Annotated in this window: 19 protein-coding genes and 5 pseudogenes; 19 read left to right on the top strand and 5 right to left on the bottom strand. The window is 60.7% G+C overall.

Annotation, left to right across the window (positions count from 1 at the left end):
- The first annotated feature begins 803 nt into the window (after nt 1-803).
- The gene (gene glmS / locus AC3CCE_RS02705; protein WP_352445653.1) at nt 804-2,624 is read left to right on the top strand and encodes a glutamine--fructose-6-phosphate transaminase (isomerizing); all 1,821 of its coding nucleotides are present in this window, start codon (nt 804-806) and stop codon (nt 2,622-2,624) included.
- A gap of 453 nt (nt 2,625-3,077) precedes the next feature.
- Nucleotides 3,078-3,332, top strand: a complete 255-nt coding sequence (locus tag AC3CCE_RS02710; RefSeq protein WP_352627111.1) for a helix-turn-helix domain-containing protein — start codon at nt 3,078-3,080, stop codon at nt 3,330-3,332.
- 27 nt (nt 3,333-3,359) lie between these two features.
- On the opposite strand, the gene AC3CCE_RS02715 is transcribed toward AC3CCE_RS02710, so the two are convergent.
- Complete coding sequence (locus tag AC3CCE_RS02715) at nt 3,360-4,352, bottom strand: IS481 family transposase (RefSeq protein ID WP_286454927.1); 993 nt, start codon at nt 4,350-4,352, stop codon at nt 3,360-3,362.
- A gap of 713 nt (nt 4,353-5,065) precedes the next feature.
- On the opposite strand from AC3CCE_RS02715, the pseudogene AC3CCE_RS02720 reads away from it, so the two are divergent.
- Nucleotides 5,066-5,948 (top strand): annotated as a pseudogene (locus AC3CCE_RS02720) (IS1380 family transposase); the annotation flags it as partial.
- A gap of 169 nt (nt 5,949-6,117) precedes the next feature.
- Nucleotides 6,118-6,282: pseudogene (locus AC3CCE_RS02725) on the top strand (LysR family transcriptional regulator); the annotation flags it as partial.
- Here AC3CCE_RS02725 and AC3CCE_RS02730 read toward each other — a convergent pair.
- Together AC3CCE_RS02730 and AC3CCE_RS02735 are read right to left on the bottom strand one after the other, a co-directional pair.
- Entirely contained in the window at nt 6,269-7,474 is a 1,206-nt protein-coding gene (locus AC3CCE_RS02730; RefSeq protein ID WP_352627208.1) for a beta-ketoacyl-[acyl-carrier-protein] synthase family protein, read from the bottom strand. The pseudogene AC3CCE_RS02725 and the gene AC3CCE_RS02730 overlap by 14 nt on opposite strands.
- Complete coding sequence (locus AC3CCE_RS02735) at nt 7,475-7,750, bottom strand: acyl carrier protein (RefSeq protein ID WP_031206078.1); 276 nt, start codon at nt 7,748-7,750, stop codon at nt 7,475-7,477.
- 575 nt (nt 7,751-8,325) lie between these two features.
- Here AC3CCE_RS02735 and AC3CCE_RS02740 point away from each other — a divergent pair.
- Nucleotides 8,326-8,427 (top strand): annotated as a pseudogene (locus AC3CCE_RS02740) (LysR family transcriptional regulator); the annotation flags it as partial.
- A 97-nt stretch (nt 8,428-8,524) separates the two neighbouring features.
- Nucleotides 8,525-8,917: pseudogene (locus AC3CCE_RS02745) on the top strand (transposase); the annotation flags it as partial.
- A 402-nt stretch (nt 8,918-9,319) separates the two neighbouring features.
- Here the strand turns inward: AC3CCE_RS02745 and AC3CCE_RS02750 are convergent.
- Nucleotides 9,320-10,091: pseudogene (locus AC3CCE_RS02750) on the bottom strand (IS1380 family transposase); the annotation flags it as partial.
- A gap of 988 nt (nt 10,092-11,079) precedes the next feature.
- Here AC3CCE_RS02750 and queC point away from each other — a divergent pair.
- The 3 genes from queC to queE are packed head-to-tail and all read left to right on the top strand — an operon-like array spanning nt 11,080 to nt 12,865.
- Nucleotides 11,080-11,778, top strand: a complete 699-nt coding sequence (gene queC, locus AC3CCE_RS02755; protein WP_023807035.1) for a 7-cyano-7-deazaguanine synthase QueC — start codon at nt 11,080-11,082, stop codon at nt 11,776-11,778.
- Nucleotides 11,778-12,134: a 6-carboxytetrahydropterin synthase QueD gene (gene queD, locus AC3CCE_RS02760; protein WP_023807034.1), complete on the top strand. Its 357-nt coding sequence runs from the start codon at nt 11,778-11,780 to the stop codon at nt 12,132-12,134. Before queC ends, queD begins: the two co-directional genes overlap by 1 nt.
- Nucleotides 12,131-12,865, top strand: coding sequence for a 7-carboxy-7-deazaguanine synthase QueE (gene queE / locus AC3CCE_RS02765; protein WP_352627224.1), 735 nt, complete (start codon nt 12,131-12,133; stop codon nt 12,863-12,865). The genes queD and queE overlap by 4 nt, the downstream gene beginning before the upstream one ends.
- 237 nt (nt 12,866-13,102) lie before the next feature.
- Here the strand turns inward: queE and hemN are convergent, their stop codons facing one another.
- Nucleotides 13,103-14,452: an oxygen-independent coproporphyrinogen III oxidase gene (gene hemN / locus AC3CCE_RS02770; RefSeq protein ID WP_352519776.1), complete on the bottom strand. Its 1,350-nt coding sequence runs from the start codon at nt 14,450-14,452 to the stop codon at nt 13,103-13,105.
- Nucleotides 14,453-14,604: 152 nt separating this feature from the next.
- On the opposite strand from hemN, the gene AC3CCE_RS02775 reads away from it, so the two are divergent.
- The 10 genes from AC3CCE_RS02775 to AC3CCE_RS02820 all read left to right on the top strand — a co-directional run bounded on the left by AC3CCE_RS02775 (nt 14,605) and on the right by AC3CCE_RS02820 (nt 24,683).
- Complete coding sequence (locus AC3CCE_RS02775; RefSeq protein WP_352519775.1) at nt 14,605-15,351, top strand: Crp/Fnr family transcriptional regulator; 747 nt, start codon at nt 14,605-14,607, stop codon at nt 15,349-15,351.
- 554 nt (nt 15,352-15,905) lie between these two features.
- A complete protein-coding gene (ccoN, locus tag AC3CCE_RS02780) occupies nt 15,906-17,516 on the top strand; it encodes a cytochrome-c oxidase, cbb3-type subunit I (RefSeq protein ID WP_352627211.1) in 1,611 nt (536 codons plus the stop codon).
- Between the two features lie 11 nt (nt 17,517-17,527).
- On the top strand, nt 17,528-18,259 hold the full coding sequence (ccoO, locus tag AC3CCE_RS02785) for a cytochrome-c oxidase, cbb3-type subunit II (protein ID WP_352519773.1): 732 nt from the start codon (nt 17,528-17,530) through the stop codon (nt 18,257-18,259).
- Between the two features lie 11 nt (nt 18,260-18,270).
- Nucleotides 18,271-18,420, top strand: coding sequence for a cbb3-type cytochrome c oxidase subunit 3 (locus tag AC3CCE_RS02790; RefSeq protein ID WP_352519772.1), 150 nt, complete (start codon nt 18,271-18,273; stop codon nt 18,418-18,420).
- Between the two features lie 2 nt (nt 18,421-18,422).
- Nucleotides 18,423-19,286: a cytochrome-c oxidase, cbb3-type subunit III gene (ccoP, locus tag AC3CCE_RS02795; RefSeq protein ID WP_352627214.1), complete on the top strand. Its 864-nt coding sequence runs from the start codon at nt 18,423-18,425 to the stop codon at nt 19,284-19,286.
- 128 nt (nt 19,287-19,414) lie between these two features.
- Entirely contained in the window at nt 19,415-20,974 is a 1,560-nt protein-coding gene (gene ccoG / locus AC3CCE_RS02800; protein ID WP_352627216.1) for a cytochrome c oxidase accessory protein CcoG, read from the top strand.
- Nucleotides 20,971-21,468: a FixH family protein gene (locus tag AC3CCE_RS02805; protein WP_023713185.1), complete on the top strand. Its 498-nt coding sequence runs from the start codon at nt 20,971-20,973 to the stop codon at nt 21,466-21,468. Before ccoG ends, AC3CCE_RS02805 begins: the two co-directional genes overlap by 4 nt.
- Nucleotides 21,465-23,753 carry a cation-translocating P-type ATPase gene (locus tag AC3CCE_RS02810; protein ID WP_352519768.1) on the top strand — a complete coding sequence of 763 codons (2,289 nt, stop codon included), beginning with the start codon at nt 21,465-21,467 and terminating at the stop codon, nt 23,751-23,753. The genes AC3CCE_RS02805 and AC3CCE_RS02810 overlap by 4 nt, the downstream gene beginning before the upstream one ends.
- The gene (gene ccoS, locus AC3CCE_RS02815) at nt 23,750-23,920 is read left to right on the top strand and encodes a cbb3-type cytochrome oxidase assembly protein CcoS (protein ID WP_023697810.1); all 171 of its coding nucleotides are present in this window, start codon (nt 23,750-23,752) and stop codon (nt 23,918-23,920) included. The genes AC3CCE_RS02810 and ccoS overlap by 4 nt, the downstream gene beginning before the upstream one ends.
- Nucleotides 23,921-23,984: 64 nt before the next feature.
- On the top strand, nt 23,985-24,683 hold the full coding sequence (locus AC3CCE_RS02820; RefSeq protein ID WP_352519767.1) for a CBS domain-containing protein: 699 nt from the start codon (nt 23,985-23,987) through the stop codon (nt 24,681-24,683).
- The last annotated feature ends 79 nt before the right edge of the window (nt 24,684-24,762 follow it).

A 24,762-nucleotide genomic window follows, 5' to 3' on the forward strand; every position in this document is an offset into this window, starting at 1 on the left:
CGCCATGTTGCCATTCCGACCGAAGCCGAGGTTCGTGTTCTTGCAAAGGCTAGGAAAGAGCAGCATGACAAGCGCGACCGCAGCGAAGATGGCGCTTGCGACAACTGGGCTGAAGCCGGGCATGGAGGTGGTCGACCTCTGTTGCGGGGCGGCTGTGCCGATCGCCACAATCGCCCGCCATGTCGTCGCACTACGCCGACCAGCTGGAGGCCGCGCAGCGCCGGCTGACCGGCGCCGGCGCGACCAATTGCGAATTCGTCGCCGGCTATGCGCTATGAACTCGCTACTCTGGTGTCACGCCCCGTCGACTTCGTCTTCACGGCCAACGCCTTCGACGGCGTCCCGGACCGACCGCGGCTGGCACGTGCCGTGCGCGAGGCGCTCGCCCCCGGCGGACATTTTGTTATCGTCAACTGACACCGGCAGCCGCGCGAGACGACGACGGTCCTGAAGCGAACTCAGGCTGTCGCCAAGACAGACCATCGCCGATGCCCAAGTCGGCGGCACAATGCTCCTACCCGCAGGCCAGTCGTCCGTCCACTGTCCAAGGCCTCCTGGCCTTTCTGAGGCCGTGATCCTGCCGCGGGTGTGAGTTTGCGATCCTCATAAGAGCGTCAGGCGCGAATAGAAGTTTGGGTCGTGGCCCCACAGCGGCCGACCTATCCATCGGGTGGATGGTAGTTATCACAACAATCAATTTTACCAATATTATGGATTACTACTACAAGGCCGCCACTTAAAGCGGCCGGACGGGTATCCGTCTCGCGTGGGCTGGTGCTGCCCGCAAAGATGCGGAGACGAACATGTGCGGGATTGTTGGCATCGTTGGGCAACAGCCGGTGTCGGATCGGTTGATCGGCGCGTTGAAGGGTTTGGAATATCGCGGCTATGATTCCGCCGGCGTTGCGACGATCATCGAGGGTGCCTTGCACCGCCGGCGCGCCGAGGGCAAGCTCGTCAATCTCGAGACGCGACTGAAGGAAGAGCCGCTGAGCGGCAACGTCGGCATCGGCCACACGCGTTGGGCAACCCACGGGGCCTCGACCGAACGCAATGCGCACCCGCACTTTAGCGACGGTGTCGCCGTAGTCCATAACGGCATCATCGAGAATTTCACCGAGCTGAAGGACGAATTGGCGGCGGATGGCGCCGAGTTCCAGACCGACACCGACACCGAGGTCGTTGGGCATCTCTTGGCAAGATACCGCCGAGAGGGCATGAGGCCGCAAGAGGCCACGCGTGCCATGCTGAAACGCGTCAAGGGCGCCTATGCGCTTGCCATCCTCTTCGAAGATGAACCGACGACCATCACGGCGGCGCGCAACGGACCACCGCTCGCGATCGGTCACGGCGACGGCGAGATGTTCCTGGGCTCCGACGCGATCGCCCTTGCTCCTTTCACCAATGAAATTACCTATCTCATCGACGGCGACTGGGCCGTTGTCGGCAATTCGGGCGCCCATATCTTCGATATCGACGGCCGTCCCGTCGAGCGTCCGCGCCATATCTCCACGGCCGCGGCCGATCTGGCCAACAAGGGCAACCATCGCCACTTCATGGAGAAGGAGATTTACGAGCAGCCCGAGGTCATCGCCCATGCTCTCCGTCATTACATTAACATCATAGACAGTCGCGACATGGTTCCTGGCATTGATTTCGCCAAGGTCCCGAGCTTGGCGATCTCTGCCTGCGGGACCGCCTATTTCGCCGGACTGATCGGAAAATACTGGTTCGAGCGCTATGCGCGCCTGACGGTTGAAATCGACGTTGCGTCCGAATTCCGTTACCGCGAGATCCCGTTGCCGCCGCAGTCGGCGGCTCTTTTCATCTCGCAGTCCGGCGAAACCGCCGATACGCTTGCGTCATTGAGGTACTGCAAGGAGCGTGGGCTGAAAATTGGCGCTATCGTCAATGCCTGCGAATCGACCATCGCTCGGGAGGCCGATACGGTTTTCCCGATCCTTGCCGGACCGGAGATCGGCGTCGCCTCTACCAAGGCTTTTACCTGCCAGCTTGCCGTTCTAGCAGCACTCGCCATCGGCGCGGCCAGAGCCCGCGGGACCGTCCCCGAAGACGAGCTGCAGGCGCTCGTCAGGAGCCTCGCCGAATTGCCGCGCGTGATGGGCCACGTACTCGAGAGCATCCAGCCGGAAATCGAGTTCTTGTCGCGCGAACTGTCAAAGTGTCGTGACGTCCTGTATCTCGGCCGTGGCACCAGTTTCCCGCTAGCGATGGAAGGTGCGCTGAAGCTCAAGGAGATTTCCTACATCCATGCCGAGGGCTATGCAGCGGGTGAATTGAAGCACGGGCCGATCGCATTGATAGACGAGAACATGCCAGTGATCGTCATCGCGCCCCATGACCGTCTTTTCGACAAGACCGTTTCCAACATGCAGGAAGTGGCTGCCCGTGGAGGGCGGATTATCCTCATCACCGATGAAAAAGGGGCAGCCGTATCGAAACTCGAAACCATGCACACGCTCGTGCTGCCGGTTGTCGACGAGATTATCGCGCCAATGATCTTCTCGCTCCCGATACAGCTTCTAGCCTACCACACGGCGCTCTTCATGGGGACGGATGTAGACCAGCCGCGCAATCTCGCAAAATCGGTCACGGTCGAATGATTGTGAACCTCTACAGGTGGCGATGCGCCTCCAGGAAAGCGGTACCCCTTGTCTGGATCCGAAGCCCGGATGAAACCAGATGACCATTGTTTGCTGCAATTGCGAAACTCGGTAGCGGTTACGAGCGGGTCTTTCGCTGCCTCGCCGGTGGAGATTGGCCGAAGGAAGCAGTGTCCGTGCCGAAAGTTCGAGTTGCTGTTCAAGAAAGCCATCGGCGAGAATGGTCCACGAAGGATCGCAGGTCGCATGCGCTACGCCGACCAGGCTCTCAGCACGGGCAGCCTTGATACTTGATCAGAAGGAGGTGAGCCGCCATATTCCGGCCCGGCCAATTCAGCGGCCCATCCCATGCATGAGGCCGGTTCGGCCGATTGGACGACCATTTTTTTTATTTGCTAAGTGTGCGCCTCGGGGAGGAATCTCCGAGGGAGCTCCCAGTTCTTGGAGATGTTTATGAAGGATTCGCGCATTCCCGAACCAGTCTTGACGGCTATGTCCCAGGGAACCCACATCGTCCGCGCTTATCGCGAGCACCTTGGATATTCGATCGACGACCTGGCGGTCGCGTGCGGGCTGGCCGCTGAGGAAATCCAAAACATCGAGCGAGGTCTGAGGTACAGCAAGGGCTATCGGGATCGGATAGCGAAATCGCTTTCCATACCTGTGGGAATTCTTGGGTCGGAGTTGGACATTTCGGACGCCGCCTGATCAGTCGGATGATCTGCAATGGGTGGACTAGATGTTTAGTCCCAAGGTTTGATGGGTTGGATCGAGCCTGAATCGTTCGGGCTCTTTTGTCCAGATTTTGCAGATGTATTCAAAGGGCGTGAGGCCCTTGAGGGTCTTCAGTCGACGGCCGAAATTATAGGCTAAGACGAAATCGGCGAGATGCTGGCGCAGTTGGTCATGGCTCTCGTAGTAGAAGCGTTTGACGGTCGCATCCTTGATCGTGCGGTTCATGCGTTCGACCTGGCCGTTGGTCCATGGGTGCCTTGGCTTTGTCGTTCGGTGGTCGATATCGGCCTTGGCGCAAGTATGTTCGAAGGCGTGCGCCCATATGATTTCTCCCGCCGCCATGGCTTCCTTGATCAGCGGAACGGCCGAGCCGCCGGCACCTGGGGTCGTGAACTGAATGCCGTTGTCGGTAAGCACTGTGTGGATCTTGTAAGGGACAGCATCAAGAAGATGGCGCAGGAAATCGGCGGAGACCGCTGTCGTTGCCTTCTCGTGCAGCTCGACGAAAGCGAACTTCGAGGTCCGATCTATGGCCACGAACATATGCAGCTTGCCCTGCTCGGTTCGGACCTCGGCGACGTCGATATGGAAGTAGCCGATTGGATAGGCCTTGAACTTCTTCCTTGCCGGCTTGTCGCCCTCGACATCCGGCAACCTGCCTATCCCGTGACGCTGCAGGCAGCGATGCAAGGATGACCGCGACAGATGCGGGATCGTCGGTTGGAGAGCATAGAGGCAATCGTCCAGTGGCAGCAGCGTATAACGCCGAAAGGCGACGATGACCGCCTCTTCCTCAGTCGATAGCACTGTCGACTTCGGATCTCTGGGGCCAGTCGGAAGATCGGCGGCCGACGTCCGGTTCCTCCACTTCCTAACCGTCTTCTGATTGATGCCGTAGCGCTTCGCCAGCGCCCTCAGGCTCTCTTGACTATGCTGTATCGCTCGACGGATCGCCTCTGTCGTCGTGGCGCTCCCATGAAGAACCTGGCCCATAGCGCATCCTTTGATTCGGACGAAAAGTATGCGCCATCAAAGCCTGGGATCAAACATCTAGCTGTTGTGATGTGAAGCTTGCGGCTGATGTCGACGCTTGATTCGATTGGATGCGAATGCCTTCTGGCGCAGCTCGCCGAACAACAAAGCGATATAGCCGCCTGGAGTGCTACGAACGTGCACGACGGCATCGGATCGCGACGAAGGATTGTAACGGCGAACTCTTCCTAGTTCGGCAAGGCGATGCTGGCTTGAGCATCAACTCGGCCTACGGGCTGAATCATCCAACATGGCGAGTCGCGCCGCTCTGAAAGTAACATGGCGGGCATCCTGACGTTTCCGGGTTGACTATGGGCGTTCGAACCACGAAAAGGGGCCGCTCTTCGTGAGTGGCGTGCGCCGGCAGTCTGACCCCCAAGCCCCCCGCCCAGGCTGCCGGCGCGCTTCTAGAAAGATCGAAGTAGGCACTCGCTTGCGCTCTGCCCGCTCACACCTTGTGGTTCCTCCTGCGGGTCCAGCGGACCACCATGGGTGTCGCCAGTTCTGGTGGTTACGCGCGTCCATTTGCGATCTCGTTCAGTGAGTGCACCGCAAGCACCCTCTCTGCTAGCCTGAAAAATTCATGGGGGTTGGTGGATGTGGCGCAAGCCTTGAAATGACGTAGGATTTGGTTGCTTAAGCCGATCCGAAATTTCCCGGAGACCACACCCACCATGAACGATCTTGCGCTGCCGCTGAGCGGTTTGTCATCAGTCGGCGGCAAGTCCGTCGTCGCCCGTTTCGACGGCGGCATGCTGTCGTCCAACAGCGGCGTTCTGGCCTTGGCCGAGGTGGAAAAGCGGTTGCGGGTGGCCGAGCGTCTGGCGCGTTGCATCGACGATCCGCGCTGCCCGGACCAGGTCGTCCACAGCCTGGCGGACATGATCGGCTTTCGCATGAAGATGATCGCCGCGGGCTACGAGGACGGCAACGACGCCAACCGGCTGCGCCGCGATCCGGTCTTCAAGATGGCCCAGGATGCGCTGCCGTCGGGTCGGGATCTGGCGTCGAAATCGACGCTGTGCCGGCTGGAGAACCTACCCGGCGTGCGGGAGTTGGTCGATGGGACGGGCGATGGTCGATCTCTATTGCGCCTCGTTCCGGCAGGTGCCGAAGCGGATCGTACTCGACATTGACGACACCTTCGACGCTGTGCACGGAGGCCAACAGCTTCGCCTGTTCAATGCCCACCATGACGAGTACGGCTTCCAGCCGATCGTCGTGTTCGATGGTGCGGGACGGTTCGTCAGCGCGATCCTGCGACCGGCCAAGCGGCCGAGTGGGGCTGAGATCCGCCCCCACCTGCGCCGTCTGGTGCGGGCGATCCGGATCAACTGGCCGAACATTCGAATCCTGCTCCGCGGCGATAGCCATTATTGCAACCCGCAGGTCATCGACTGGTGCCGCGCCAACGACGTCGACTTCATCTTTGGCCTCGCGCCCACCACGACCCTGCGCAAGCATGTCGCGGATCTGGAGGCCAGCACGACGGCACGCTTGGAAGCGTCGGCCAAGACAGGCAAGGTCCGCAGGTTCAAGGAGCTCGTTGACGGCGCCCGCGGCGCGGCCGGGCCGGCAGCACTCAGGCGGCTATAACGGGCGCAGGAGCCGACCCTGAGGCTTCCAGACATTGTCGTGTACAGCTTCAGACCCTCAAGCCGAGCCCGCAGGGCCTCGCTTACCTTTTACGGGGCGGCGGTACGTCCAAGCCGCTTCAACAGTTAAGAATTTCGCAAAGACGATACCCCCGGATCGTCGAGCTTCCGCTGCCACTTCCCGCATTCGCCGAGGCGGTCAATGACCCGCCCTTCACAATAGTTATCTGGCAAGCATCTGGATGCGAGAGATAATGTTGCCGGAGGCATCTCTCATGGCTTCTACACCTGCCTGAACGCCAGAACCGCGTTCGTGCCGCCAAAGGCGAAGGAGTTGCTCAGTGCCACGCGCACCTTGCGCTCGCGTGCCACATTGGGCGTGACGTCGAGATCGCAATCGGGGTCCAGCTCACGATAATTGGCAGTCGGCGGCACGACGCTCTCGCGGATAGCCATCACGCAGGCGATCAACTCGAGCGCGCCGGACGCGCCGAGGCAATGCGCGTGCATGGACTTGGTAGAAGAAATGGACATTGAGAAGGCGTGCTGACCGAAGACTCGCTTGATCGCCGCCGTCTCGATCTGGTCGTTGGCCTTTGTGCCGGTGCCGTGCGCGTTGAGATAGTCGACATCCTCGGCGTCCAGCCTGGCATCGGCAAGGCAGGCCCGCATTGCTGCCTCCGGCCCCTCGACAGTCGGCGCGACGATGTCGGACGCATCGGCGGAAAGGCCGGCACCGGCAATTTCGGCAAGGATGGTGGCGCCCCGAGCCAGGGCATGCTCGTAGCTTTCCAGCACCGCCATGCCGGCGCCTTCACCAAGCGATAGGCCCTGGCGATCGGCCGAGAATGGCCGGCAAGCATCGGGCGAAAGCACGCGGATCGCTTCCCATGCCTTCAGCACACCCCATATGAGCGGCGCTTCGCTGCCGCCGGCAAGCATCACGTCGGCCCGGCCGTGCCTGATCTGGTCCACCGCGCAGGCAATCGCATGGTTTGCCGAGGAACAGGCGGACGTGACGCCGAAGACCGGCCCGCGCAGGCCGAGACTCATGCTGACCTGGCCGGCAGCGGCACCCGGCATCGCCTTGGGTACAGTCAAGAGAGCGGCACGCTTACCGCCCAGCAGGATGGCGCGGTAGGTTTGCTCGATCGCATCCCACCCGCAGCCGCCAACGCCCACCGTCGCACCGAAGCGATAGCTATTTCCCTCTTTGGAGGAAAGTCCGGCCTGACGCATGGCTTCGCGCGCCGCAAGAACAGCGAGCAGGCTGAAGCGGTCCATGGAGATGAGTTGCTTGCGGTCGATGTCATGCTCCGGCAGCGCTTTGATCTCGGCACCAATCCTGACCCTCAATTCATGGAGCTCGGAGTTGACGATTGGGCCGATGGCGGAGCGGCCTTCTCGCATCTCTCTCCAAATGGCGGCGGTGTTGGTCCCAAGCCCGCAAATTCCGCCAATCCCAGTAATCACGACGCGCCTGTCCATTCACACCCCCGTAGCGAGCAAGCTGCGCACGGCTTCCACCATGTCCCCAACATTCTGGAGATCCGACCATGCCTCGGCCGTATTCATCTCGATCTCGATGCCGTAGGCCTGCTCCAGGTCCCAGAGAACGTCCGCCAATCCCAGTGAATCGATACCGAGCGAAGTCAGTCTCGTGGCAGCCGTTATCTCGCCGCCTGTGGCAGGCGCTATGCCGCCCTCCGACGCGGCGCGCTTCTTGATCATGGCGATTATTTCGTTGGCGAGTTGATCTGCCATCTTGTTCCTTTCCAGCTTGCGTTTTCGGCGTCGTTCAAAACCCGAATCGCGTCGCGTTGCCAAAATTGCCCCTCATGGAGCCCTGTGCGCCGACCAAGCCCAATGCCCATAGGAACCGGACGAGTTCCGGCTTCTGCGGCGTCAGCCCGATGACGAAGAAAAGTCGCCGGCCTCCCGCTTTTGCGCCAGCACATCAAGAATCTGCGTGTAAATGGATAGGAACCGTCGTCAAACGTCAGCTAAACGCTGCGACGGTGGGTGCTGTCAGCGTATTCACTCGGCACCTCATATGTAATCGAGATGTTTCATAGCTCCGGACCAGTTGCGATCAACTATTGTACCGGTCCGCCATTCGTCGGAGAGTTCGACATGATCGGAGCGCTGCCTCTCATTTCCAGTACAATCTCCACCTCACGCGACAGATTTCCTCTTTCGGGCTCTTCTCAAGGGACTCGCCACGCGATAGGGGCAGTGATCGGCGCACTTGAGATCCTGCCAGGTCCATGCGACATTCCGGAAAATTGGTAAAATCCTTTGTTTCAATCAAATTCATCCACGCTATGGATAGCTAAGACATGCGTTTCAAAGGGCTCGATCTGAATCTTCTCGTCGTTCTCGACGCGCTGCTGAGCGAGCGCAGCCTCACGGCGGCGGCACGCCGCATCAACCTAGCCAAATTCATGGGGGTTGGTGGATGTGGCGCAAGCCCGTTGAAATGACGTAGGATTTGGTTGCTTAAGCCGATCCGAACCATTTCCCGAGACCACACCCACCATGAACGATCTTGCGCTGCCGCTGAGCGGTTTGTCATCAGTCGGCGGCAAGTCCGTCGTCGCCCGTTTCGACGGCGGCATGCTGTCGTCCAACAGCGGCGTTCTGGCCTTGGCCGAGGTGGAAAAGCGGTTGCGGATGGCCGAGCGTCTGGCGCGTTGCATCGACGATCCGCGCTGCCCGGACCAGGTCGTCCACAGCCTGGCGGACATGATCGGCTTTCGCATGAAGATGATCGCCGCCGGCTACGAGGACGGCAACGACGCCAACCGGCTGCGCCGCGCTCTCGACACCTTCGACGCTGTGCACGGAGGCCAACAGCTTCGCCTGTTCAATGCCCACCATGACGAGTACGGCTTCCAGCCGATCGTCGTGTTCGATGGTGCGGGACGATGGCGCCGGCATGATCGTGATGCTCGAAAAGGGCTGCGGCGGCCGTGGCAAAGCGGTCGCCGCGATGATGGTGTCAACGGCGTTGCATCGATGCGAGCGTTTAGACAGAGGTCTCCTCCTGGCATCCCGCGCATGCAAGGAGCTACGCAAGCGCAAATGTATCAAGTATTTTGAAGCGACGACCCCTCATGCATATGGAGCTGCGATGCACGGGCGGCATAAGCCTCGTTGCCATCTAGCCGCCTTGATGCACGGCGATGAGCTTTCGGCGGCCTGCATCGGCGATGTGGCCGCCCTGTGCATTTTGACAAGCCTCGTCGGGTGCCGGCGATGATCCGTGGTGATGGCAGGCGGGGGTTTACAGGTTGCGGTCGGCGGGTTCGTTTCGGGCGCCTGCGCCCATCGTTACGTCGCGAGTTGGGGGATGCGATTGAGGACGATGCGCAGGATGCGCTGGTCGGGGCACGATGTCGGCAGGTGCAGGCGGATTTGCGATTTCATCTCGACCACCCGCGCAGCGATTTTGATGAGGCGCAATCGCAGCGTGTCGAATTGGGCGACTGGAATGCTCGAGCGTTTCGGCATCGCGGCGCGCAAGCCCACATGAGCCAGTAGGCGCCGGCATGCAGGAATAACCGGAACTGGTTGGCCGTCGCTCTGTGCAGGAGGTTCGGCTGGCGGCGAGATGCGTCTTCTATGATTTGATGTGGTTCTCGGCCGCGCCGCGCCGACAGTAGACATTCTCGTAGAGCGCCTTGGCCTTCCCACCTGCAAGGTTGGTGACGATGAAGCGGGTATCGCCACCTTGGGCGCCGACCTCGACCCGCGCGAGGATGCGCTCGACGCGGCTCCAGCTAGCGGCGCCGTCAACGAGCTCCTTGAACCTGCGGACCTTGCCTGTCTTGGCCGACGCTTCCAAGCGTGCCGTCGTGCTGGCCTCCAGATCCGCGACATGCTTGCGCAGGGTCGTGGTGGGCGCGAGGCCAAAGATGAAGTCGACGTCGTTGGCGCGGCACCAGTCGATGACCTGCGGGTTGCAATAAGGGCTATCGCCGCGGAGCAGGATTCGAATGTTCGGCCAGTTGATCTGGATCGCCCGCACCAGACGGCGCAGGTGGGGGCGGATCTCAGCCCCACTCGGCCGCTTGGCCGGTCGCAGGATCGCGCTGACGAACCGCAGTGATGCACATGCAAGTTCAGAGATGCACTCTGGCCATATGCTAGGTGCCCAGCATATGTCGGCATCCCGCAACGCCGCTACGAAAAGACGGGCATTGCCGTTGGCATCCATCTTGGCCTGCATCGACAGGGGCATCCTGTGCCAGCTCTCCAAGGCCGCGATGTAATGTGAGAACATACCGTTAACGATGCAATAGTGGGTAACTAGGCCGTGTCCGTCTAACGCCAGCACGCCGAATTGGCCGCCGTGATATCGGATGGCTGCGACCCGCTGGACCTGCGCGTCACCGTCGATCCGAACGTCGAAAAGCAGGCTGCCGCGGCTCCTGTTGGCTATCTCGGCGGCTTTTTCAGCGAAGCTCAACGAGAGCGAGCGGACGCTTTCGACTGCCATCTGTAAAACCATCAAGTTCAGTTCATCCACTGCCATGAGGTACCTGTGCGCAAGACATGGGTGATTGCAATCGACCACACCGCTTGTTCACAGATGTCGGCTCACGACCGGTTATTCAGGGTTCGCCGGTCATCCATTGAGGGCGTGCTCATCAAAATGCTGCTGAAGTGGAATGCGCTGCTTCTACGAAACGCAAGGAGCAGGCCAGCCAAGCTGTCGCGACAATTGACCTCATAATCCATCCCGATATCTGGATTTCGGCATCGCTGAACATCCCTGATTAGTGAGCTGTTTGCGGCAAGCCCATCTCGGCTTTGTACCACGAAACCGTTGCACCGGCGTCGCTCGGCGCTCGGGACCGCCAGGCTCTGCTCGTCGAGAACTTTGTCCCCGAGAAGCGTTCGACTCTGAGCATTCCGCTCAAGGGTGACGTCTCGTCCGTGTCCTTGCAGCTCACCGCGAAGGCTTTTTGCGCATCGCACGCAAGCGCACGAACTGGTCTCCGTTCACTTCACAAAATGGTTTTCCTGAAGTACTGGAGCGCAGAGAAATCTCCGGTCGCAGCCTACCCGGTTAAAACAAGGACCCAACGATGAAGACTCTCGTCGTCTGCTCCGGCGGATTGGATTCCGTTACTCTTGCCCACAAGGTGGCAGCGGAGCACCAGCTTACCGGCCTGCTATCGTTCGATTACGGCCAACGGCATAGGAAGGAATTGGGCTTCGCCACCCTTTGCGCGGAGCGCCTGAGTGTCCCGCAGCGAATCATCGATATCCACGAGATCGGCGGCGGCCTTTCCGGCTCCGCGCTGACCGACAATGTGGACGTGCCCGACGGGCACTATGCCGAAGACACGATGAAGATAACCGTGGTGCCCAACCGGAACGCCATCATGTTGGCCATTGCCTTCGGCCTCGCCGCAGCGCAAGACGCTGACGCAGTGGCGACGGCCGTGCATGGTGGGGATCACGTTGTCTATCCCGATTGCCGTCCGGCCTTCATCGACGCTTTCCAGATGATGCAGGACCACGCGCTCGACGGCTACGCGCAGATTCGCCTTTATGCACCCTATGTGAACCTGGCGAAGGCGGACATTGTTACGGATGGAGCCACATACGGCACGCCGTTTGCGCAGACCTGGTCCTGTTACAAGGGCGCCGAGCGTCATTGCGGGAGGTGCGGGACCTGCGTCGAGCGGCGTGAGGCGTTTCACATCGCTGGGCACCCGGACCCAACGGAGTATGAGGACTCCGACTTCTGGCTCGGAGCGCTGCGAAGGACCACCGCGTAATGTTCCGCATCACCAAGGAATTCCACTTCTCAGCCTCGCATCAGCTCACCTCATTGCCACCCGATCACCAATGCGCGCGCCTGCACGGACATAACTACATCGTCGAAGTGGAGCTTTCAGCGGATGGACTGGACGATCACGGCTTCGTGCGCGACTACCACGACTTGGCGCCATTCAAACGCTACATCGACGAGAGCTTCGACCACCGACATCTCAACGACGTGCTGGGACACGAGCAAGTCACGGCGGAATATCTGGCCAGACATTTCTACGAATGGTGCAAGGCACGCCTGAGCGAAACCGCGGCCGTGCGGGTGAGCGAAACGCCGAAAACCTGGGCGGAATACCGGCCATGACGAATACTCATCCCGCAATCCGCGTTAGCGAGATTTTCGGGCCGACGATCCAGGGCGAGGGCGTGCTCATAGGTTTGCCGACGATCTTCGTCAGAACCGGCGGGTGTGACTATCGCTGTTCCTGGTGCGACAGCCTCCATGCTGTGGACAATCAATTCCGCCATGAATGGGAGATGATGTCCGTTGGCGCGGTGTGGAAAAATGTGCTTGCCCTTTCCGGTGGCCGCCCGCTGATGGTGTCGCTATCAGGCGGCAATCCGGCCATCCAGCCGCTCGGCGCGCTCATCGACCGGGGCCATGGTGACGGTTACCGTTTTGCGCTGGAAACCCAAGGGTCCCTTGCCAGGGACTGGTTTGCGCAGCTTGACGTGCTGATCCTCAGCCCAAAGCCGCCGTCAAGCCAAATGACGACAGATTGGGCCGCTGTCGAGGCGTGCCTCCAGGCGGCACAAGGCAACCCCCAAGTCGTGCTCAAGCTCATTGTTTTCGACGAAAGGGACTACACCTACGCGAAAGACGCCGCTGCGCAATTTCCGCAACTTCCGATCTATCTGCAGCCCGGCAATCACACGCCGCCACACCCCAGAAATGATGACGCGCCTGTCGACCTTGACGGAATATTGAAGCGCATGGAGTGGCTGGTTGACAGCGTGACCCGCGACAGATGGTTCGAGGCTCGCGTGCTACCGCAGCTGCACGTTGTGCTCTGGGGTAACAAGAGAGCCGTCTAGCCCAGGCCCTTTCCACTGGAACTGCGCCGGCAGAATTCGGGTGAACGGGTGGTTCAGGTCGAAGGGAGCTGTCGCCGACAACCATGATCCGACAGGCAGGGCTCGAGCGGACGATATCGTCGCTGCGCCAAGACGCGTCTGGTCCGCTCCGAATCTTGTCTCGATACGACGGTCGCCGATCAACAAACGTACCGCGGTCCATGATCGACTGAGAGGCATGACCGGTCCTCTGAGTGCTCAGACTGCCGCCGAGTGCCTGGCCGTTCCAGCTTCGAAATATTTGTCGAACCTGGCCGCGATGCTTCGGACGAAAGGGCGACTTTCAGCCGGCACAACGAATCTGTCGCCATCAAGTTCAAGCAATCGAACCGGATCGTGGAGGGCCATGGAACTTGACTGAAGGAGGAGCCTCTGGCCGGCCTCGCCGAAGCGTTCCACCAGATCGATGGCCGAGAAGGCGAAGTCGCACATCAAACGTTCGATGATCCAGCCGCGAACGCGGTCGTCGTTGGAAAATGCGATACCCCGAACAGCGGCCAGCCCGCCGTCATCAACCGTGCATCGATATTCGCTGGTCGAAGGCATGTTCTGCGCATAGCCCTGCCGAAACTGGCTGATGGACGATGGGCCTATCCCAATCAAGGTTTCGCAGCAATCGTCGGTGTAACCCTGAAAGTTCCGGTGCAGTGTTCCGGCGCGGGCGGCAAGGGCCAGGGCATCGCCGGGTTTGGCGAAATGGTCGAGGCCGATTGCTTCGTACCCCTGGTCCACGATCGCCCGCGCCGCCAGTTGCGATTGAGCAAATCTCTCCGCGGGACCGGGCAGCCATGCCTCGTCTATCATCGTCTGATGTTTCTTGAACCACGGCACATGGGCGTAGCCAAAAAGCGCTATCCTGTCCGGCTCCAGGGTCAGTGCCTGCGCGACCGTTGAGGAAACGCTCGCCCTGGTCTGGTGCGGCAGGCCGTACAGCAGGTCTAGATTGACGGATTCGACGCCGCGCGAACGAACACCGTCGACTACCGCTTTGGTCTGCAAAAAGCTCTGCTCGCGGTTGATTGCCTTCTGAACCTTCGGATCGAAGTCCTGGACGCCGAGGCTCCCACGAGTCATGCCGATTTCGGCAAGCGCATCGAGGCGGGCTCCATCCATATCGTTGGGTTCGATTTCAACGCTGATCTTGGCGCCGGGAAGAAAGCCGAAGCTGTTGCGCAGGGCGGTTCCCAGCGCCACCATATCTTCGGGTTTGAGGATGGTCGGCGAACCGCCACCGAAATGGACGGCACGGACGCGACCCTTGCCTGCGACAAGACTGGCGACGGTGGCGATCTCGGCATGCAGTGAGCGCAGATATGTGGTCACCGGTTCGTAATGGCGTGTCTGCTTGGTATGGCAGGCACAGAACCAGCAAAGCTTGTCGCAGTAAGGGATGTGCAGATAGAGCGAGATCTCGTCACCACCGCCGAGCGCTTGCAGCCAGCCACGACAAACGGCAGCATCAACGCCTGGATGGAAATGCGGCGCGGTCGGGTAGCTCGTGTAGCGCGGGACGTTCTCGCCAAATCTGGCAACTAGCTTTTGTCGCATGTCGTGGTCCACCGTGTTTGCGTCGCCCGAACTGTGGATGCTTGGATGAGCCTAAGCCCTGATTTCGATCAACCTTCAGCACGGACAAACTGCCGCAAGGATTTTTCTACCGTGGGTGCTATCCTGCCCGCACGGACCGGTAGAGCGATCGAATGACATTACGGCAGGATATTCACAGTTCCGGCATCCCCGTTCTTTGCCTGTCTTGCGAGGCACGGCGCCGCGGTGTCTGTGGCGCGCTAGAGCCAGACCATTTGGCTCAGCTCGCCAAGACGTCGTCGCGGCACAATATTGAGCCGGGGGTCGAACTGATCGGCGACGCCGAGGCGGTCGACTGTTATTCGAACGTGCTTTCAGGCGTGGTGAAGCTCACGAAGAGCCTGTCAGATGGACGCCAGCAGATTGTCGGCCTGCAGTTCGCCCCGGATTTTCTGGGTCGGCCCTTCAAGATGAAAAGTGCGATCAATGCGGAAGCGGCAACAGCTGTCTCGCTATGCTCGTTTCCCAGAGCGGCCATCGAACGGATGATGAAGCAATCACCCGAATTTGTGCATCGCCTGCTCAAGCAGGCGCTGAACGAACTTGACGAGGCACGCGAATGGATGGTGACTCTGGGGCGCAAGACCGCACCAGAGAAGGTGGCGAGCTTTCTCCTCATGATTGCCCGTAACATCGACTCCAATGTTGACCCGACGGCTAGCTCGGCGTGCTTCGAGCTGCCGATGACGCGTGCCGACATTTCTGATTTCCTTGGAATCACAAACGAGACCGTGAGCCGTCAGCTGACCAGCCTGAGAATGGACGGCGTGATTCGGATCGAGAACAACCGCCGCGTCACCGTGGACAGCATGAGCCGGCTGGAACGGCGCTGCGGCGGCCGAGGCGCTACAGTCGTTTGAATGACGCAGAAGCTGCATGGCCCCCGTCACTTACTTCATTCGGGGCAGGGCATGCTCGCGTTGGGCTCAGAAGAAGTCGCGTAGCGACAGCCAGTTCTCCATCCGATCGTATGCGCCAGTTGCCTTTCGGCTCGTGGGCGAAGCATCCACACTTGGCCGAAGTCAATACGCCTCATCCGCAGGGGAAAATCGCCGTCTCCCCAAAGCCATGAATGTCACGACGGCAGCGTAACGCTGGCGCTGGCTGTTCCAAGGCATTGAACGCGGGGTTCGGTAAGGCGTCGACCTGCTTTCCAGCGTCGCAGAAGGTGCGCTCCCCCACACGCCCGCGGTCGCCTCCGCACCCGGGGCCCGACCGGGGACGCCAGGCCCCACCATAAACGGGCGGCCGGTGGTGCGCTTCCACATTCGATCGTCGCAGTCTGATCGCACCGAACTCGATGCTGCTCGAGCAAAATGGTGCGGCTCTGACATGGATCAGGGCGAGCAGGCGACGGCTGCGCAATAAGGCACCGCGGTTTGGCATCCGCCGGAATTGGAAATCGGGGCTTGCGATGAAATTCGGCAAAGAAATCGTGCTTCTAAGCCTGTTCGCATTCGCGGCTTTGGTGGCGGCTGGCGCTGGGGTGGATGAACCCTTTCGCCAGCACATGTGGGTCTTGTTCTTCGCCTTGGCTGGCTTCACTGCGATCCTACTGCGTAACACTGAGTTCAAGCCTGCCGTTCCGATCGACCCGTCCGCTTACATGGACGGGCCAATCCGGTACGGCGCCATCGCCACCATGTTCTGGGGTGTGGTTGGCATGCTGGTCGGGGTGGTCATCGCGCTGCAGCTTGCCTATCCCGATCTCAACATCCAGCCCTGGTTCAACTTCGGCCGCTTGCGGCCTCTGCACACCTCGGGCGTCGTCTTCGCCTTCGGCGGCAACGCGTTGCTTTGCACGTCTCTCTATGTCGTCCAACGCACATGCCGCGCCCGGCTGTTCGGTGGCGATCTCGCCTGGTTCGTGTTCTGGGGCTACCAGCTCTTCATCGTCATGGCCGCGACCGGTTATCTGCTCGGCATCACCGAGAGCCGCGAATATGCGGAACCCGAATGGTATGTCGACATCTGGCTGACCATCGTCTGGGTCGCCTACCTGATCCTGTTTCTGGGCACCATCCTGAAGCGCAAGGAACCGCACATCTACGTCGCCAACTGGTTCTATCTCTCCTTCATCGTCACCATCGCGATGCTGCATGTGATCAACAACCTCTCGATGCCGGCCTCCTTCCTCGGATCCAAGAGCTATTCCGCATTTTCCGGCGTCCAGGACGCCCTGACGCAGTGGTGGTACGGCCACAATGCCGTCGGGTTCTTCCTGACCGCCGGCTTCCTGGGCATGATGTATTATTTCGTGCCCAAGCAGGCCAACCGGCCGGTCTATTCCTACCGCCTGTCGATCGTCCATTTCTGGGCAATCATCTTCCTCTACATCTGGGCCGGGCCCCATCACCTGCACTATACGGCCTTGCCCGACTGGGCGCAGACGCTTGGCATGGTGTTCTCGATCATGCTGTGGATGCCGTCTTGGGGCGGCATGATCAACGGCCTGATGACGCTGTCGGGCGCCTGGGACAAGCTGCGCACTGACCCGATCATCCGCATGATGGTGATGGCCATCGCCTTCTACGGCATGTCGACCTTCGAAGGCCCGATGATGTCGATCAAGACGGTCAATTCTCTGTCGCACTATACCGACTGGACCATTGGCCACGTTCACTCGGGTGCGCTCGGCTGGGTCGGCATGATCTCGTTCGGCGCGATCTACTTTATGGTGCCGAAGCTGTGGAACCGTGAACGGCTCTACTCGCTTCGCCTCGTTACCTGGCACTTCTGGCTGGCGACGCTTGGCATCGTTGTCTACGCCGCTGTCATGTGGGTGTCCGGCATCATGCAGGGCCTGATGTGGCGCGAATACGACGAGCAGGGCTTCCTGGTCTACTCCTTCGCCGAAACCGTGGCCGCTATGCACCCTTATTACATCATGCGCGCCATAGGTGGGGCCATGTACCTCTCCGGCACCCTGATCATGGCCTGGAACATCGCCATGACCATCCTCGGCTACCGGCGCGAGCAGGATCCGATGCCGCGCTCCACCCCCGCCGTCCAGCTTGCGCGATGATGAGACAGAAAATGAGCTTGATGAACAGACACGCGGTTATCGAGAAGAACGCTACACTTCTCCTCCTCGGGTCGCTGCTGGTCGTGACAATCGGCGGCATCGTCGAGATCGCGCCGCTCTTCTATCTCGATAATACGATCGAGAAGGTGGAAGGCATGCGCCCCTACTCGCCGCTCGAACTTGCCGGGCGAAACATCTATGTCCGCGAGGGCTGCTACCTCTGCCACAGCCAGATGATCAGGCCGTTCCGTGACGAGGTCGAGCGCTACGGCCACTACAGCCTGGCGGCCGAGTCGATATACGACCACCCCTTCCAGTGGGGATCGAAGCGCACCGGACCGGATCTCGCCCGCGTTGGCGACCGGTATTCCAACCTGTGGCACGTGGATCACCTGACAGATCCACGGTCCGTGGTGCCGGAATCGATCATGCCGAGCTATGCCTTCCTGAAGGACAAGCCGATCGCGGTGAAGGACTTCTCGACGCATCTGGTCGCCAACAGGCGCGTCGGCGTCCCTTACTCCGACGACATGATCGCTAACGCCAATGCCGATTTGATGGCGCAGGCTGATCCCAACGCCGACACATCCGGCCTCCAGGCCCGCTACCCCAAGGCCAAGATCGGCGACTTCGACGGCAACCCGCAACAGGTCACCGAAATGGATGCGCTGGTTTCTTATCTCCAGATGCTGGGCACGCTGGTCGATTTCAAGAACTACGATGAGACCGCCGGCTACCGCTGAGGACAATGGCCATGACGTACAATTTCATGCGGGAGTTTGCCGACAGCTGGGGCCTACTTGCCATGTCTCTTTTCTTCATCGGATCCGTTGCCTTTGCAGTTCGTCCCGGAAGCCGCAGGCAAGCCGGCGAAGCAGCTCAAATTCCTCTGAAGGAGGACTGATCATGAGCAGCGATCACATCGACGAGGTTTCCGGCATCTCAACCACCGGTCATGAGTGGGACGGCATCCGGGAGCTCAACAACCCGCTTCCGCGCTGGTGGGTCTGGACGTTCTACATCACCATAGTCTGGGCGATCGGCTACACCATCGCCTATCCGGCATGGCCTCTGCTGCACACGGCAACCAAGGGGGTGCTCGGCTACTCCAGCCGCAACGATGTCGGGAACGAGTTGTCCAAGGCTGAAGCAGCCAAGGGCAAATATGTCGCCGCGATAGAAGCGAAAAGTGTTTCGGAGATCGCGGCGGACGACACGCTGCGCGAATTCGCCGTCGCCGCCGGCGGTGCCGCGTTCAAGCTCAATTGCGTGCAGTGCCATGGTTCCGGCGCCCAGGGATCCAAGGGCTTCCCCAACCTTAACGACGACGACTGGCTGTGGGGCGGCAAGGCGGACCAGATTCAGCAGACGATCACCCATGGCATTCGCTTTGCCTCCGATCCGGATACGCGCCTGTCGGAAATGCCCGCTTTTGCCGACATCATCACCGCCGACCAGATCAAACAGGTCAGCGCCTACGTCGCCAGTCTGTCGGGGGCCGTCGTCAATCAAGCATTGGTCGCGCCGGGCGCCAAGGTCTTTGCCGAAAACTGCGTGGCCTGTCATGGCGACAATGCAAAAGGCAACAAGGAACTCGGCGCTCCAGATCTGACCGACGCCATCTGGCTCTACGGGTCAGGCGAAGCGGCCATCGCCGCCCAGGTAACCGCACCGAAACACGGCGTGATGCCGGCTTGGGGCGCGCGCCTCGGCGAGATCAAGGTCAAGGAACTGGCGGTCTACATCCATTCGCTTGGCGGCGGAGAATAGGAAAGAAGCCTATTCTCGTCCTCCCCCTCCCGCCAAGCGACGAGGCCCGGCGCAAGCCGGGCCTCGGCATCATCCAGAACCGATGAGTCGGCTTCCGGCGAAATCGTCGCTGGTGACTGGAGCTTCTCGTGCTCGATAACACGCAAATAGAACGGATCGAACCCACGACGGTCAACTCCGCCCAGGTGCGCCAGCCAATGTATGCCGCGCGCAGGAAGATCTTCCCGAAGCGGGCCTCTGGCAGCTTTCGCCGATTTAAATGGATCGTGATGGCGATCACGCTCGGCATCTACTATCTCACGCCGTGGCTGCGCTGGGACCGCGGTCCGTTTGCCCCCGACCAGGCGGTGCTGCTCGATGTCGCCAACCGGCGCTTCTATTTCTTCTTCATCGAGATATGGCCCCAGGAATTCTACTATGTCGCCGGCCTTCTGGTCATGGCCGGCGTCGGTCTTTTCCTGATCACATCGACTGTTGGCCGTGCCTGGTGTGGCTACACATGCCCACAGACCGTATGGGTCGATCTGTTCCTGGTCGTCGAGCGCGCGATCGAGGGCGACCGCAACGCACGCATCAAGCTCGATGCCGGTCCTTGGACCACTCGTAAGCTTGTGCTGCGGGCATCGAAACACGTCATCTGGCTGGTCATAGCCGCAGCGACTGGTGGCGCATGGATCTTCTATTTCGCCGATGCGCCGACGCTGCTCGGCGAACTCTTCACCGGCACGGCAGCGCCTGTCGCCTACATCACCGTCGCGGTCCTGACGGCGACGACCTACACGTTTGGCGGGCTGATGCGCGAACAGGTCTGCACCTATATGTGCCCATGGCCGCGCATCCAGGCAGCCATGCTCGACGAGAGCTCGCTCACCGTCACCTACAATGACTGGCGCGGCGAACCGCGCACGCGTCACGCCAAGAAGGTTCTTGCCGCAGGGCATCCCGTCGGCGATTGCGTCGACTGCAATGCCTGTGTCGCCGTCTGTCCGATGGGGATCGACATACGCGACGGTCAGCAACTCGAATGCATCACCTGCGCGCTCTGCATCGATGCCTGTGACGGCGTCATGGATAAACTCGGCAAGGAGCGAGGACTGATCTCCTACGCGACGCTCTCCGACTACAACGCCAACATGATGCTGGCCACCGCCGGCGGCGCCAGCTCGGTCGATCCGTCGCTGGTCAGGACGGATGACGGCGTGTTTTCGGACAGGGTGGCGCATTTCCATATCCGCAAGATCTTTCGGCCGCGCACTTACGTTTACATGGCTATGTGGTCGATGATCGGCCTGGGCCTGCTCTTTTCGCTGCTGACCCGCGACCGGCTCGAGATCAATGTCCTGCACGACCGCAACCCGCAATTCGTGACGCTCTCCGACGGCTCGATCCGCAATGGCTATACCGTCAAGCTGCTGAACATGATCCCCGAACCGAGAACGATTATCGTCACCCTCGGGGGTTTGCCAGGCGCAGAGATGAGCATCGTTGGCGTCGACCTCCCCGCCGATCGCTCCTTTGCGGTCCAGGTCGAACCCGACCGGCTGAAGATGCTGAAGGTTTTCGTGCGCCTGCCCGCCGATCAGATTAATCGCCAGGCGCAGACCTTCACATTCCGCGTCGAAGACAAGGTCAGCTTCGAGTCCAACGAATACACCGCCACCTTCAATGCGCCGGAGATCGCCAGATGACCGCCACCACCCGAAGACCCCGCGAATTCACCGGCAGGCACATGTTGGCCACCATCCTTGCCTTTTTCGGCGTGGTCATCGCGGTCAATCTGACGATGGCGACGCTTGCCAACACAAGCTGGACCGGCCTTGTCGTCGAAAATACCTATGTCGCGAGCCAGCAATTCAACAAGAAGGCTGAAGAAGGCCGTGCGCAGGCAGCGCTTGGCTGGACCGGCCAGTTGACCATCGCATGGGGTGAAGTCCGCTATGGCATCATCGACGCCGCGGGCAAACCGGTTTCCCTGCATGGCGTGAAGGTGCTGTTTCGCCATCCCGCTTACGAGAAAGAGGATGAGTCCGTCACGCTCGCCCTCGCCTCGGGCCAGGAGTTTGCAGCACAACACGTGCCAAGGGATGGTGTCTGGATCATCGAAATAGACGCCGATACCGGCCTGGCAAAGCCTTATCGCGACGTGCGCAGGATCATGATTTCCAATGGAGCGCTGAAATGAGCTGTTGTGCACCGGGCGCTGAAATAGCGCTGGATCTGGTCAGCGGCACCTCGGTCCTGCCCTCCAGCCAGGAAATCAGGCTGGCGAGCCGATCGCTTGGCGACGACCTTCATCAGACCGACCTTTCGGTGCCGACCGTTCATTGCGGCGCCTGCATCCAGACGATCGAGACGGCGTTGGGAAAACTCGATCACGTCGAGGCAGCTCGCGTGAACCTGTCAACCAAGCGGGTCTCAGTCCGCTGGCGCGGCGACGAGGCTCCACCATTGGTCGCTGTGCTCGGCCGGCTCGGCTATCAGGCGCATTTGTTCGAAGCCGAGATTGATGCAAAGGACAAGATGCTTTCGGAGCTTATCCGCGCCGTCGCTGTTGCCGGCTTTGCTGCGGGCAACATCATGCTGCTCTCGGTGTCGGTCTGGTCCGGCGCCGAGGGCGCCACCCGCGACCTGTTCCACTGGGTCTCGGCCCTGATCGCCATTCCTGCGCTGGCCTTCGCCGGCGGCATCTTCTTCAAGTCGGCGTGGAATGCGTTGCGCCACGGCCGCATGAACATGGACGTGCCGATCGCCGTCGGCGTGTCGCTGGCCTACGCCATGAGCCTCTATGAGACGATCACCCACGGCGACCACGCCTATTTCGACGCGTCGGTATCGCTGCTGTTCTTCCTCCTGATCGGTCGCACGCTCGATCACGTGATGCGGGAACGCGCCCGCACCGCTGTGAAGAGCCTGTCACAATTGGCCGCGCGCGGCGCCATGGTGCTGCGCGGCGATGGCGCTCGGGGCTATCTGCCGGTGGCCGAGATCGAACCGGGCATGCTGTTGTTGATCGCCGCCGGCGAAAGAATCCCTGTCGATGGCAAAATTGTGCGCGGGACATCGGACGTCGACTGCTCCCTGGTCTCCGGCGAGAGCACGCCCAGTAGCGTGGCGCCGGAAGACACCGTGCAGGCCGGCGTCCTCAACCTTACCGGTCCGCTGACGGTAGAGGCCACAGCGGCCGCCAAGGATTCGTTCTTGGCGGAAATGGTTCGGCTGATGGAGGCCGCCGAAGGTGGTCGCGCCCGCTATCGCCGTATCGCCGACCGCGTGTCGGCACTCTACGCGCCCGTGGTTCATCTCACCGCATTGGTAACATTCACGGGCTGGATGGCGGCGACCGGCGACTGGCATCGGGCGATGACGATTGCCATCGCTGTTCTCATCATCACATGCCCCTGCGCGCTTGGCCTCGCCGTCCCAATCGTTCAGGTGGTCGCCGCGCGGCGCCTGTTTGAGAATGGCATCATGGTCAAGGACGGCTCGGCCATGGAGCGCCTGGCAGCGATCGATACAGCCGTGTTCGACAAGACCGGCACGCTCACGCTTGGCCAGCCCAGGCTCGTCAACACGTCGTCGATCGATCCCGCCATGCTGGCAATCGCTGCCGACCTGGCCGCGCATTCGCGTCATCCATATTCAAAGGCCATTGCCGGCTTTGCCGTCAGCAGCAGCCAGCACAAATTCGACGCGGTGACCGAGCACCCGGGTTTCGGGATCGAAGCCACCGCCGCCGGTATCACCTGGCGGCTGGGTCGACGCGGATGGGCTGGTTGGAAGGCGCGAACCGGCGGCGAAGGCAAACATGGCTACGGCGGAACAGTGCTGACGAAAAACGGCATGATTGTCGCATCCTTCGTTTTCGAAGATGCGCTGCGCCTCGACACCGGGGCAGCGATCGATCAACTGCGCAACGCTGGTATGTGCGTGGAAATGCTGTCGGGCGATACCGCGAAAGCCTGCGCCGAGGTTGCCGACATGCTTGGTGTCGACGACTTCGTTCCCTGCCTGCTGCCGTCCGGCAAGGTTGAACGCATCGAGAGCCTGGCGAGAGACGGGCACAAGGTTCTGATGGTTGGCGACGGGCTCAACGACACGCCGGCGCTGAGCGCCGCGCATGTCTCGATCGCACCCGCCACGGCCGCCGACATTGGCCGCAATGCAGCCGACTTCGTTTTTCTGCGCGAAAGCCTCTTGGCGATCCCTCTGGCGCTGGACGTGTCGCGCAAGGCGGGAAGCTTGGTCCGACAGAACATAACAATTGCGATCGTTTACAATGCTGTGGCCGTGCCGATCGCCATTCTGGGTCATGTTACGCCTCTCATCGCGGCGGTCGCGATGTCTGCCTCGTCATTGCTTGTGATTGGAAATGCAATGCGTCTGCAAGGCTTCGCAACGGGTGCGTCGTCCGAAACTGCGCGGCAGGACAGGCCCGCGCGGGCCGGCACCTTGGCCCGATCCTCATGACGACGCTCGCCTATCTCATTCCGGTGGCGCTGTTCCTTGGCGCACTCGGCCTGTCCGGCTTCCTGTGGGCGTTGAGAAGCGGCCAGTACGATGATCTCGATGGCGCGGCGGAGCGCATTCTTATCGACCGCGACGACGGCGCGGAGAATCCTCCTCGTTCCAAGTGACTTAGATCAACGCGCCGCGGGTCGGGATGTCCTATCGTCGTCACGAAAGATCAGGAGGGTGAGGATGCAAGCCGAATCCATAATGACAAAGCCAGTCATCACGACGCATGCGAACGCGACGATAGCCGAAGCGGTCGAGCTCATGCTTTCAAAAAAGGTCAGCTGCCTGCCGGTAGCGAACAGCGACGGCACCCTGGTTGGAATTGTAAGCAAAAGCGACTTCTTGCGCCGAGAGGAACTCGGGACCCAGCGTGTGCGTCCGCGCTGGCTGGAGCTTGATCTTGGCCCGGGCACAACCGCCAATGACTATGCGCGCTCGAATGGACGGATTATCCATCAGGTGATGACCACACCAGTCATCTCGGCGCCTCCTGGCGCCTTGATTGCACAGATTGTCAACTTGATGATGCAACACCGCATCAACAATGTGCCGATTGTCGATCAGGAAAGGGTCGTCGGCATCATCACGCGAACTGATCTGCTGCTTGTCCTGATCCGCGCAATGCCGAAAGAGGGCACTACGCCACCCGATGACGACGTGATTCGCAAGGCTATCCTTGCCGAACTGCAGGGACAATCGTGGAGCTGTGGTGGCTTGATCGATGTGAGGGTCAGCGACGGCCTTGTCGAACTCACCGGGGCGATTGTCGACGAGCGTCAACGGAAAGCCGCGATCGTTGCGGCGGAGAACGTTGCCGGCGTCGGACAAGTCAAGGACAGCCTCTTCCTCCGTACAGATCCGCTCTCGGTGATGGTTTCATAGCTGCGAAAAAAGCGGGGACGCCAAGCAGCGTCCCTTTGGGTTCTGCTCCCTTCCCACATCACTTGGACATGAGGCCGTC

The organism is Mesorhizobium sp. P160187, from assembly GCF_057766425.1.